The sequence below is a fragment of the Psychrosphaera sp. B3R10 genome (assembly GCF_018861025.1).
GTDB classification, from domain to species: Bacteria; Pseudomonadota; Gammaproteobacteria; order Enterobacterales; family Alteromonadaceae; genus Psychrosphaera; species Psychrosphaera algicola.
This window is the reverse complement of sequence record NZ_JAHKQH010000014.1, coordinates 21,203-34,608: the sequence shown is the minus strand read 5'-3', so window position 1 is coordinate 34,608 and position 13,406 is coordinate 21,203. Positions and strand designations below refer to the sequence as shown.

Sequence of the window (13,406 nt, the reverse complement as noted above, 5' to 3'; positions counted from 1 at the left end):
GCCAAGCAAACAAACTACGAATAAGTTAGATGCGAGCTATTATTTTTTCGGTAATAGACTAAAGAGCTTTTTGGCGATGTCGGTGTTGTCTTGAAATCCGACAAACATGTCTTTATGAGGTCCAAACGCAAAAACCTGAACATCTTCTCCAGTATGGCCGCCGGTTGTCCAACCTGTGCCAGTCTTTTTAGCTGTCAGTTTAGAAATAGCATTTGAAAGTGCGTATTGTTTTTCAGACTCAGACGCTTTAACAAGTTTCGCCAACTCGTCTTTTTCTAACGGTAAATCGATGTATTTTTCCCAAACATCTTTAATACTTTGCCCTTCTTTTACCAAACTAGAAAAGTGACCCGATGAAATTTTAATTTTGTGAACAAGCTCGGCTTGCCAAACATACTTTCCGTCTCGACCCAATGTAAGTCCACCTGTTGAGTGATCTGCAGTTACAACGACCGTGGTATTTCCGTTTTGTTTAGCAAAATCCACCGCAAGTTTTAACGTGGCTTCAAAGTCGGTCATCTCTGCCATCGCACAGGCAATGTCATTCCCATGAGAACACCAGTCGACCTGACTACCTTCTAACATTAAGAAAAAGCCCTTAGGCGCATTCTCTACTAATCTAAGTGCCGCTTTTGACATTGCAGTTAGGCGATTTGGCTGCTCTGAATCAATCGCGAATGGCATACCTTCTTCAGAAAAAAGACCAAGTACCGGTAATTTTTTCAAAGAATCTAAATCCGACATCGAATCAATATACTGAAAGCCTTGTTGCGTAAACTCTTTTACAAGTTTACGACTTTCACGGTCAAAATATTTAGTACCGCCGCCTAACATGACGTCGGTAACTATCGTGTCATTTAGTACGCTGTTTGAAGTTGAACTAATGTATTGATCAGCGATTTCATCGTATTTTTTTCTGTGATCGATATGAGCGATAAAGCTGGCTGGCGTCGCGTGGTTTATCTGTGCAGTGGCGACAACACCGGTTGCCATTCCCAATTGCTTGGCGCGCTCTAATAACGTTAATTGTGACTGCTGATCTGGAGTGACTCCTATCGCACCGTTATAAGATTTAAAACCCGTTGCAAGAGCTGTAGCACCTGCTGCCGAGTCTGTAACAAGTGTATCATCAGCTGGGTATGTGCTCGCCATACCAACTAAGTGCTTGTCAAATTCTGTGCTTGGTATTTTACTCTTATCACCGCGAACTTTGCCCTGCGCATTTGCTTTGTAATATCGATACGCCGTTGTATGCGGGCTACCCATACCGTCACCTATTAAATAAATAATATTGTGCGGTTTATCCGCCGACGTTACTGGCGTATTTGCTGCGTTAACGCTTGTTGAATTCGCTAATAATATACATAAAAAACCTCCAATCCGTGCGTAAACATTTTTATTATTACGTAAACCAAAATACAACATGGTAAAAATTCCTTTAAGATTAATACAGAAAAGCGGCTCTACTATGAGCCGCTTTAATTACTAAGTTTCTAATTTATGAATTGCTGATGCAAATCATATTGTCACTAAACTAATTAGAAACGATATTTAATACCGACTTTAACTAACCATGCAGAATCTTCAACAACGATTTGGTCAAAATTGTCAGTTTCTCTACCATAGAAAGGTTCATCGTAAACATAACGACCTTGGTCATCCAAATCATAATCAACGATGCCCTGATTTTGGTATTGTTTATTCAATACTAAACCACTGTCTTCGTCGAATAAGTTAAGTAAGTTCTTAACATCGAAGTAGATTGAACCTTTATGACCTTTCATGAAGCCAGGAACTTCCTGTTCAACATGTAAGTCCATTCGAGTTCTCCAAGGTGTACGGCCAACGTTCTTAGGAACGTAACCGCCGGCGTAGCCTGAAAGTCCACTTTTTTCAACAAGTTCAGCAAAGTCTTCGTAGCTTATACCGTCAAAAATAACGTTAGGATCATCAGCACCTGTTGGAATATAAGGTAAGTAATAACCATCACTGTAGAATGAGCTTTGGTCACCTAAGTCACCATCTCTAAATGCACCCATTGTGTACGAGTATGGTGAGCCTGATTTACGTTCAAAGAACAAGTTGAACTTAGTATCGTAGCCTGCAAAAAACTCAGTTGTATAACCTAAGTTTAAGACAAAACGATGTTCAATTTCATAATCAGAAGTTGCAATATGCGGTACGTTTCTGCTCACAGCTGGAACATAACGGAAGTTAGATTTAGCAGTAGAGCTTGCGCCTGCATTACCTTCAGTGATGTCTTGAATAGTGTAAGACATGTTTAATGTTACACCGTTATCCCATGCTTTAAATAGGCTAGTAGTGAAAATGTCACTAGTACCATTTTTATCTGCATTGGTTAACATTAAGTCATAACGGTTAGTACGTTCGCCAGTCAAATAATCAATTGGTTCATAAATGATACGGCCGCCATCAGCAGTTGTGCCAATTTCTTTACGAGTTAAATCTACCCAATGAACGTCATTTTCTTTTTCAACATGGATAAACTCAGCACTTGCAACAAAACCTTCGCCAACAGCAGGTATATCAAACGTGTGTTCAATTGAGATGCTAGTACGCAAATCAGAAGGCATTTCAAAGTCTGGGTCAGTTACGTTCACGTTACCGTCACCAGCAACTAAACTGTTTTGGACATCTGTAGGTACTTGTTTAATATCTACATTAGATAAGAAAAGTGAATCATCGATGCTACCGTCGTTGAACGTAGTGTATGTTACACCGTCATTACTATAGGCATTTGAAATCCAAACATTTGGACGACCACCCGAGAAACGACCGATACCACCACGTACAACAGTATCGAAATCAACATCCCAAACAAATGAGATACGAGGTAATATGATACTTAAACCGTCTAGACTTACGTCATTACGGATACCCATTGAGCTATAACGGTTATCAAAGTTTTCATTATAAGCAGGCTTATCGTCGTTATGAATAGTTTCATAACGTAGACCAGCTGTAACTTCAAAGTCTGACGTAATCGCCCAAGCATCTTCTATAAATAAAGAGGTGCTACCGAAATTGAATTTTGCAGCAGCGTCTTCAGAGTCGTTACTGTACGCATTTGAATAGAAAAATTCAGCGGCTTCTTTGTTACGGAAATCCTCAATACTGTCGAATTCCCAACGACCTAATGAATCTGGAGCAAACAAGTTGCGAACGTCAATTGATTCATGTTCGATACCGAAACCAATAACGTGATCACCCATTAAATATTCACCAGCAAAACGCAAACTTAACGTTTGGTTATCTAGTTCATTACCGTGTCTATATTGGTCTGAACCAAAGGCAATATTCCCTGCTGGACGGCCGCGACTATCTAGTCCCGTAGCAACAGTGATATCACCAAATGCCTTACTTGATGAAGCTTGAATTGTTTCTACGTTCTTGAACGCAATTTTAAATTCAGTTGATAGGTCCATTGTCCAGTCTGAATATAAATGTACGCTTAAGTTATCCAGTGTTTCTTCTTTATTGTACCAATGTGAGCTTAAACGTAACTCACTGCCACTTGAAGATTGGTTACGAATACTGTTACCCGTAGTGTGTTGGTAAGTTGCAGAAACACGATGATCTTCGTTGATATTCCAATCTAATTTTAAAAGGAACTTTTCATCTTCTTCTGTAGGAGCAACTTCCCAGTTTCCGGCATCTACGCCATATACATCTTTTGCAATTTGCACAACTTCGTTATAACTCGCAACAGTTGCATCTGTTGAATTAGGCGCTGAAGAACCGTCTGGTCCGTATTCGATAGGTGCCGTTGCGTCGTACTTCTCATACGAGGTAAAGAAGAACAATTTGTCTTTGATGATTGGTCCACCAACAGTGAAACCCCAAACGTCTTCGCTAAATTCAGGCGTGATATCACGTTCTTCATCAGAAAACGGGTCTTTAACATCACCTGCTAACGCATCACTTTTCTTTTCAATAAAAATTGAACCATGAAATTCATTTGTACCAGACTTAGTTACTGCATTGACCTGACCACCAGAGAAACCAGAGTTTGTCACTGAGAAAGGCGTAACATTTACAGAAACTTGCTCAACCGCATCGATAGAGATCGGTGAACGTTGAGTTGGGTAACCGTTACCATTAAGGCCAAAGTCATCATTTTGACGAACGCCATCAACACTAAAGCTATTATACTTAGGGTTTGAACCAGCAATTGACATTTGCGACTCAGAACCAGCACCAATATTAACTAATGGGTTCAAACGTAAAACTTCTTTTAAATCACGGTCAACAGAAGGTGTTGATTCAATTTCACGCAACCCAAAACTTGCACCACCACCGCGGTTATCACTCACAATACGAGCGCCTGTAACCGTAATAGTTTCCATTTCTTCTAGATTCAAAACAGGGCTTAAACGTAACGTTTTGCCAACTTGCAAATAAACATCGCTAATTTCAGAATCTTTGTATTCATCAGAATCAATAACGATTTTGTATGGACCACCAACGCGTAAACCTTTGGCATTAAAGTTACCTGCTTCGTTTACTTTTAACGTAGTAACACGACCGGTAGGTTCATGTAGGATCGTAATAACTGCGTCAGTTACGAGACTACCATTGTTACCTGTTACCACACCACGTATAGCAGACGACGTTTCGTCAGCCATAACTGGTGCAACATTTAGGGCCGCTGCGACGGCCAGTCCAAGAGCACTGCGTTTAATCAGCTTCATTTTTCAGTTCCTAGTAAGTGTTGTTTAACTTCAAAGTTGTGATTATTGGATTTTTGTTACTGCATTTTTGCCAGGCTCTGAGGCCGGGTCAAAAATTAGGTTCAGCATGCCAGCCAAACGAATACCCGCTTTTAACAATTGCGTTTTAACAATTGGCATATTTTGATATTGGTATTCATAACCAAAGTCGCCATCGCCAATGTTGTAAACAATTTGACTAAATTCATATGATTCCGTGATCCAGTCTTGTACACCAGAGTTTAAATACTTGCTGATGACTGCTTGATCATTTGTTTCTATAAAGTCCGCAAACTCTCTATAAGAGAGATTTTGTGATTCAACTAATGCCGTATCCCACAAAGAGTGTAAATTAGTTTCCTTACCAAAATATTTCACTTTTATACGATTGCCACCGCGGTCTTCGCTACGACCAACATGCAAAGGCATATGCAGATCACCGATTAAGTGCGTCAAAAAGCGAAGGTTAAATTCTTTGTCGGCTTGAGAAGAGGATTTGTCTTTTAATACTGTGATATTTTTAAGGATTGCGGAGTAGATATCTTTTGGTGTTTCTTGGAATGGGAAGTTGTATTTTTCAGGTTTAAAGTCGGTAAGCTTGTTAATACTGATATAGTGCCATTTTGAAGATTGATACTTCCAAAACTCGTCTGGGTTCGATCGCATCTCATCTGCCCAAGTTGTGACTTCTGGTAATCGGTCACCTGACAATAAGGCGAGAACCTTCTCTAGTGCAACCGGTGTCAAATGATTCAAAGCAATTTGACCAACGATACGATGACCATTTTGCCCCCATGCATTCACCTTTGGTATATAAGTCGTCATAACTAATACCAATGCAATAAAGACTGCAGTGCCTAAACTTACTTTCGTTTTATTCAAAAGCTGTATTGGCAAAGTTGATTTTAAATTAGCAAACACAATAATTCCTTAATTGGCCTAAATTTTTAAACATTTTGGCAACATTAGTAAATACAACAACTTACCAACACCAAAAATTCATGCCGTCACTTTACCGTTACAGGATTAAGTAAAAAGGCGTTAACACAATTCATAATCCCCTTGTAATAAAACTTTAAAATCATAATGTTACAGTGCTAAAATAAACTTACTTATTACTAAAAGTAATTTTACCGGTCGATAAATAAACATGTATTTACCAATGAAAAAATTATTATGAACAAATCACAGCATAGAGCTCAAACCAGTTGGTATGTGACAGTTTTGTGTCTATTTTCGATGTTCACTTGGTGGATATCTGGCAAAACTAATGGCAATTTACCCACGTCAATACCTAATTTAATTGTTGAAACAAAAAAATGTCTGACGTCAAGCACACATAATAAAGAACAGTTTTTTATTTTTAGTGGCGGCAAAGAAGCTGCGAGCATGCTAAATGATGTTGCATGCAACAACAAAGTCATCAACAAACAGTTTGGCAGCGTTAAATCTTTTTGGCATATCAATGATAGCCATACGTTGCAAATCATTGGGAAAGGGATTGCCGATCTTGCCTTAGTAAAAGAAAACATCATGAGTGCCCTCAAGTCTGAAGAAACTCATGGGTATACAAAAATTGCAAGTTACCCTAAATATCAAGCCTATCTAATCGCCCGAAAAGAACGTCCAGTTTTGACCAAAAACTACTTCTTAGACAAACGAATTGCCCTTCTGAATTACCCAACCAGCCGCAGTGGCCACATCATTCCAGTTCAAATATTTACCGAACTTGGTTTATCACTCGAAAAGTTAGACATCGTATATGCACGCAGCCATAAAGAAATGCGAACTTTGTTATATTCTGGTGATGTAGATATTATTTCGTCGTATTGGCAAGCTGAAGATGAAGCTTTATTTTCAACAAATTACCGAATACCAATATCCAGCCCAGTTAGTGGTTCTTCTTGGTACATCAAACTGACAAATCGAAATGATGACTTATTATGTGCTAGTCAATCTATGCTATTGCAATTATCCACTGGCCAGTCTCAAAACTATTATAAAAGTCTCAATCTAATCCCTTTTGCCCACTGTAATATGGCAAAAACGATTCCGGAGTTAAATCAATAACATGGCGAATATTTCCAGGTTCACCTTAGATTTTGGTGCGATAAAACACATATTTTTAACTCGACGCTTTTATTTATGGTTCATACCAACGCTATTTGTGCTTCAAGGTGCTTACACAATAGGTTACGTTCAATCTGAGCAAGTCGATGTTATAAATGCTGAAAACCAAATAAAGCAACGTATCGCAATGGATTTAACTCATAACTTTGATGTATTGCCTATATATATAGAAGATGGCACTGAAGGGGGCCGATACTTAGCCAAATTAAATAAGATCCTAATCGACAAACACTATCCTATTAGAGTTGTTGGTGTTGAGGTTTCAGCCACGGCTGCGGATCCCGAACTAAGACAATACAATCTTGTTTTAACTGGCATTAATAACGACACCTATATAATAGTAGTGCATCCTCCGATAAGTTTATTTTCTTTTATCAGTTTATGGCCATTTTTTATTGCCATATTTATTGCCTCTATCTACATATTTTATAGTGAAAAAACACTTAAAAATGTTGCCGAAGAACGTTTCATAGACATCGATCCCTGCAGGTTAAAAATAGACTTACATCAAAAAGTGTTAGTAAATCCGGTAACAGGTGTACAAGTTGCCTTAGCTAATAAGCCACTCTGTTTTTACGCGTCGCTTGTCGAATACTGTTTAAAGTATCCGGAGAAATCACTAAACCCAAACAAAGATCTCCCGGATGAATTTAGCCAGCTGTGTCGTAAATATTTTTCTCGTCTTATCGAGCTAGGCCACACAATTCGAAAACGCCCAAATTTTGCCTCAAATCTTGAAAAAACACTGAGTGAAATACGCGCAGCACTCGACGAGTTATATGGCGATGACATTAAAACAAAGGACTATGTTTACCCTAAAAAAGCCGTCGGTGAGGGTTCTCGTTCGAAAGCACATAACTTTGCATTAACTGAAATTAATCAAGAAGTCGTTAAAGTACTTGGTAGTTAGTCATACCAAAAGTAGAAACCGAATAACAGCACGTTATATAAAGATAACAATATAATGTGTAACCACTAATCTACATTTAACTACTATGACAATTTCTGTCCTAAATCTTATCTGTAACTTATAAACAGGGGTATGAGATTTTCTATTGTTCCCCCTTTTAAATGAATCAATGAGACAAGAAGAAGATAACAATAATTAGATTGCTAGACACACCAAATTAAATAACCCATTAGATGAAATAAATACGCCGGCTATCCCCTTTTCCCTAATACGGTGTTTATTCTGACAAAAATAATTAAAATCGAGATTTTTCGCGCAAACTTGTTTTATGGTTAATTAGCTGATTTGACAAACACATGGGTCGTGTGGAAATGAACAAGAAGTCATTAAATGCAGATATCACTATGCCGCTAGAATGACTACACAATAATGTTATATTTGAGATTTAGCGCTGACTAACGTATTCACATTACTTTTTATTAGAGCAAATACCATATATTCGTAACTGAATAGTTAGTAAACCGATGGATTGCTTTAATTACTAATAATGTATTCAAATATGATTGTCTGGCTTAGATTGCGATAGGGACCTGTTATTTTTAGTCAACAAGTGAAATAAATTAACTTAATGCGTTAGTTTATAACGCTAGTGAATAGAGCAAAGAGTCTATACTCTATTTATAAGTTCTTAACCCTCCTCAGGTTTAGTTCTTACCCTGTTGATTGTAGTTCGCCAAATTTGGTAACTAATTTTAAGGCCACTTTATTTGAAGTGGCCTCTTTTTTACCCAAATAAATGAATATAATTCACCTATCGAATTAAATTAACGCGTTCGACGATAGAGTTTAGACTCTATATTCTAATCACAAGTTCTTAACCCTCCTCAGGTTTAGATCTTACCCTGTTGATTGTAGTTCGCCGAATTTGGTAACTAATTTTAAGGCCACTTTATTTGAAGTGGCCTCTTTTTTTATCCCTTCATTCTAATAATTAACTAAACACTTCATAGCTAAGCATCCAATTAGTAGTATCTAAGCACGAAACAAATTTGCTATTGATATAAGTCTACACATTAACAATGTTTATCAAATTGGACTGTGACAAGCATAGCTGTTTGTGATTTGTGATTTGTGATTTGTGATTTGTGATTTGTGATTTGAACAAAGATATTGAGTCAACCACCGAAGTTCATACCTTTAAGCAATAAGCAGCATTAGATTTGAGCAGCTAACGGCATAGGTTATCCATTATAATAGTATTTCATCTTCACGAAGGGTTAGCACTTCATAACCAGTTTGCGTAACTAAAATCGTATGCTCCCACTGAGCAGAAAGTTTTTTATCACGCGTGACTACTGTCCAACCGTCTTTTTTAGTTTTTATTTTCTTTGAACCTTGATTGATCATTGGCTCTATAGTGAAAGTCATTCCTGCTTCTAAAACAAAACCTGAATGAGGTTTGCCATAATGGAGAACTTGCGGCTCTTCGTGCATCTCTTTACCAATGCCATGGCCGCAATATTCTCTTACAATACTGTAACCCGCAGATTCTGCATGCTTTTGAATAGCATGACCAATATCACCCAGCGTAGCTTTAGGTTTTACGACCTTAATACCTTCCCACATTGCTTCGTAAGTGGTTTTAACTAATCGTTTCGCTTCAGCGCTTGTTGCACTGAAAGTATACATTTTGCTTGAATCGCTGATATAACCATTTTTTTCTAAGGTGATATCAATATTTAAAATATCTTTGGCTTTTAAAATATGCCTATCATTAGGTACGCCATGGCATACCACATCATTTAACGAAGAGTTGAGTGAATACTGATAACCATATTGCCCTTTACTTGCAGGCCGGGACTTTAATTCATTAACAATGTAACTTTCAACTTTGGAGTCAATATCTAACGTTGTTATACCTTCACAAATAAAGTCGTCGAGCATTGCAAATACTTTAGATAGAAGCCTACCAGACTCTCTCATAAAGTTAATTTCAGTTTCCGTTTTTATCACTGTTTTATTCATGCAATAACCCTTCAATAGCAAGGTTTTCTTTAAGCAATTGACTTTTAATGATTTCATGAAAGGTAAGTGTTGGATTTAGCTCTGCAAGCATACCCATTTTTATCCAAAATTCAGCTTGTGAGTTGATTGATCTAGACATGACGTTGCTAGACTTTCTAATTTCATCATGTAACTGATCAGATATTTTAACTATTCCCATTATACGTTCCGTATACAAATTGTATTCGAATCATATACTCCATGAAAATAAGTGTCAATTTACTTGTTTCATATTTGATTCGTTAAGACAACTATTGAAAATAATGTCAATTTGGCTGATAGGTTCGGCATCTATAACAATCAGTTACTTACGCCTTCATCTGACTTAAAGACATGGTCATTTGGCTCACCTAGGTCACTGGGAAAACTATTAATTAGGGGAAAAACCAAAAACGGATTAACGGCTTACCCACTTTAGTTAATTATTTTGTTTTACTGATTAGCAATCTCAGTCAATATTTTTTTTACGGCAACATGTAAAATCTGCTTAAGATTAATAAAACTGTACAACGCATAAAATTCAATACTGAAAAATGAGTAAAACACTGGGATAAGTTTAGTCAAATGAATAACTATGAACAAAACCTCTTTAGAGTATGTGATTACATTAATCAGAATCTAGATGATGACTTAACATTAGACAGGTTAAGCACGGTTTCGGGGTTTTCTAAATTTCACTTTCATCGTGTTTTTTCGGCATATACCGGGCTTAGTGTAATTAAGTTTATTCAGATGTCACGATTAAAGCGAGCGTCTTTTAGGTTGGTATTTAAAGCTGACATTAAAATTATCGATATTGCTTTTGAGGCTGGATTTGAAAGTGCCGAAGCGTTTTCAAGAGCCTTTAAACGTGAGTTTGGACAAAGTCCGTCTGAGTTTAGAAAGTCCCCAAAGTGGCTTAACTGGCACGATAAAACGGATACATTGACCCTACAGTTAATTGATAAAACGGAACATAAAATGGATGTGAAAGTCGTTTATTTTGAAGAGCAAAAAATAGCTGCATTGGCGCATTATGGTGACCCTAAACTCCACTATCAAACATCAATGAAGTTTATTGCTTGGCGCAAAGCAAGCAAGTTATCACCAATTAAAACCAGTAATACTTACGGCATTCCTTACTCTGATCCTAATGTAGTAAAAGCAGAAGATTTTCATTTTGATCTCTGCGGCTCAGTAAAAGCAGACATTCCAGAAAACGAATACGGTGTAGTAAATAAAATTATTCCAGCAGGACGTTGCGCCGTTGTTCGTGATATTGGGCATCGCGATGACTTAAAAAAAGGGGTTTATTATTTATATCAACAATGGTTACCAACAAGTGGTGAACAATGCAGAGATTTTCCCGTGTTTTTCCATTATGTAAATTTTGTCCACGACGTGCCCGAACATGAAGTGATCACTGATATTTATCTACCAATTAAATAGTTTTTACTTACGAGCCTTTTTCTTACGAGACTTATACTATTAGGACTTAAATAATGCCCCATTCTAAAAACATGTTTCTTGTCGGTTCGTTACCGTCTGTATTTATGAAAACCGCCGCACCTATAATTTTAATGATGTTGGTCAATGGTTCGTTTTCATTAGTTGATGCTTACTTTCTAGGTGAATATGTTGGAGCACATGCACTTGCAGCCGTTACTTCAGTATTTCCTGCTTTTATGTTACTGGTGGCTTTATCAAGCTGGGTGTCTGCGGGCTTTTCAAGTGTGATGGCAAGGCTGTTGGGCGCCAATAAAACGGACCAAGCTATATCGGCCTATAGCCAAGCAATGACACTATCAATGTTTGTTAGCATGATGCTGATTTTACTGTTTTTAGGCGGCGGTGAACAATTGGTGTTGTTTGTTAATAATGGTTCAGCGAGCTTATCTAGCATGAGTTACAATTATTTATCTTTAATGATATTTTTCTCACCATTGCTATTTATTCTCACTATCAATAGCGACAGCTTACGTTGTGAAGGACAAATGTCTTTTATGGCAGTTGTGCCTTTGTTATCGGTATTCTTTAATATTATATTTAACTACATTTTTATTGCGATGCTTGGCTGGGGCGTAGTTGGTTCTGTTTACGGTACTTTGTTAGCGCAAACCTTATCACTGTTTGCTGTGTACTTATTTCGCCGTTACAGTAAAACCGCGTTAAAGGTGTCTATTGTGCGCTTTACTGCGAACCGTAAGTTATGGGCCGACTTTTTGGCGTTAGGCGCGCCAACGAGTTTGTCTTATGTTGGTGTCGCGCTTTCTTCTGCCTTTATTTTATATAACTTACAAATTTGGAGTAATGAAAACTACAGCATGGTTGTGGCAGCTTATGGCATTATCACCCGAATTATGACGTTTATTTTTCTGCCATTGTTAGGCTTGAGCATGGCGTTTCAAACCATTTTAGGCAATAACATAGGGGCAAAAGAATGGCTAAGATCAAACAGTGCAATTAAAATCGCCATCTTCATCGCTTTTATTTATTGTGCATTTTGCCAATTATTTGTATTGCTACTTAAAAACCAGTTAGGTGGCGTGTTTGTTAGCGATATAAGTGTAACTGCAGAAGTCGCACGTATTATGCCTATTATGTCATCAGCCTTGTTTTTATTAGGTCCGTTGATGATGATTGGTGTTGTGTTCCAAGCGATGGGAGATGCAAAAAGAGCAGCTATTTTACGCCTGGCAAAAGTATACGTTTTTACCCTGCCGTTGATTTTTATTCTGCCACTCTTGTTTGCCGAAAAAGGCATTTGGTTAGCTGGCCCAAGTGCGGAATTCTTGGCATTGTTGCTGACGGTAACCGTTTTATATCAACGTCGCCAAAAATCAGGTAATCCGTTTGGTTTGTTTTTTAAAGAATAATAAAAGTGCTATTCGATTGGCCCGTTGATTTTGAGTTAAAAATATAAACAGCTAATTTTCTGAGGTGCGATAGCGACGTAAAATGACTTATTTTAAAAGTACAATTTGCAAACGCTACCTCTGCAAGCACTATTAGGATAGATTGCTAGGGCATCGTGAATACAATTATTAGTTGTTGCTAAGCATAAGAGTGGTTCTGCTTATCGTTATTTTAAACGCTTTGACAAACACTAATTGACTCCCAATGGTATTGCCTGATGGGCACTCAAACTAATGTTAACCATTTGGTAAATGTTGCTAGTTCAATTTTAACCAAACAAAATGACGTTTGCTTTGGTACAAAAACACCTTAATTTCAAGAGTTAGATTCTAAACCTCATAGATAATAATTATTTAAGTATCGAGTTAAATTAACGCGTTCGACACTAAAGTTAAGACTCTATAGTCTAACCACAAGTTCTTAACCCTCCTCAGGTTCTGATCTTACTCTGTTGATTGTAGTTCGCCATATTTGGTAACTAATTTTAAGGCCACTCTTATGAAGTGGCCTCTTTTTTAATATCACACATGAAAAAACATTAACCATCTGGTTAAATTAACGCGTTCGACACTAGAGTTAAGACTCTATATTCTAATCACAAGTTCTTAACCCTCCTCAGGTTTAGATCTTACCCTGTTGATTGTAGTTCGCCATATTTGGTAACTAATTTTAAGGCC

General features: G+C 37.5%; 9 protein-coding genes. 4 read left to right on the top strand and 5 right to left on the bottom strand.

The features are described from left to right. Positions 1–39: 39 nt before the first annotated feature. The 3 genes from KO525_RS05040 to KO525_RS05030 all read right to left on the bottom strand — a co-directional run bounded on the left by KO525_RS05040 (position 40) and on the right by KO525_RS05030 (position 5,651). On the bottom strand, positions 40–1,425 hold the full coding sequence (locus tag KO525_RS05040) for an alkaline phosphatase (RefSeq protein ID WP_215962704.1): 1,386 nt from the start codon (positions 1,423–1,425) through the stop codon (positions 40–42). Positions 1,426–1,538: 113 nt separating this feature from the next. Beyond that, entirely contained in the window at positions 1,539–4,712 is a 3,174-nt protein-coding gene (locus tag KO525_RS05035; RefSeq protein WP_215962703.1) for a TonB-dependent receptor, read from the bottom strand. A gap of 42 nt (positions 4,713–4,754) precedes the next feature. Beyond that, the gene (locus tag KO525_RS05030; protein ID WP_303521389.1) at positions 4,755–5,651 is read right to left on the bottom strand and encodes a S1/P1 nuclease; all 897 of its coding nucleotides are present in this window, start codon (positions 5,649–5,651) and stop codon (positions 4,755–4,757) included. Between the two features lie 255 nt (positions 5,652–5,906). On the opposite strand from KO525_RS05030, the gene KO525_RS05025 reads away from it, so the two are divergent. Continuing rightward, positions 5,907–6,800: a PhnD/SsuA/transferrin family substrate-binding protein gene (locus tag KO525_RS05025; protein ID WP_215962702.1), complete on the top strand. Its 894-nt coding sequence runs from the start codon at positions 5,907–5,909 to the stop codon at positions 6,798–6,800. Between the two features lies 1 nt (position 6,801). Continuing rightward, positions 6,802–7,770, top strand: a complete 969-nt coding sequence (locus KO525_RS05020; RefSeq protein WP_215962701.1) for a hypothetical protein — start codon at positions 6,802–6,804, stop codon at positions 7,768–7,770. 1,248 nt (positions 7,771–9,018) lie between these two features. Here KO525_RS05020 and map read toward each other — a convergent pair. Beyond that, complete coding sequence (map, locus tag KO525_RS05015) at positions 9,019–9,795, bottom strand: type I methionyl aminopeptidase (protein ID WP_215962700.1); 777 nt, start codon at positions 9,793–9,795, stop codon at positions 9,019–9,021. After that, on the bottom strand, positions 9,788–9,994 hold the full coding sequence (locus KO525_RS05010; protein WP_215962699.1) for a ParD-like family protein: 207 nt from the start codon (positions 9,992–9,994) through the stop codon (positions 9,788–9,790). Before KO525_RS05010 ends, map begins: the two co-directional genes overlap by 8 nt. 404 nt (positions 9,995–10,398) lie before the next feature. Between KO525_RS05010 and KO525_RS05005 the strand changes: the two genes are divergently transcribed. Both KO525_RS05005 and KO525_RS05000 read left to right on the top strand, forming a co-directional pair. After that, positions 10,399–11,262: a GyrI-like domain-containing protein gene (locus KO525_RS05005; RefSeq protein WP_215962698.1), complete on the top strand. Its 864-nt coding sequence runs from the start codon at positions 10,399–10,401 to the stop codon at positions 11,260–11,262. Positions 11,263–11,315: 53 nt separating this feature from the next. Beyond that, positions 11,316–12,689 (top strand): MATE family efflux transporter, encoded by a 1,374-nt coding sequence (locus tag KO525_RS05000; protein ID WP_215962697.1) that lies wholly within the window; start codon positions 11,316–11,318, stop codon positions 12,687–12,689. The last annotated feature ends 717 nt before the right edge of the window (positions 12,690–13,406 follow it).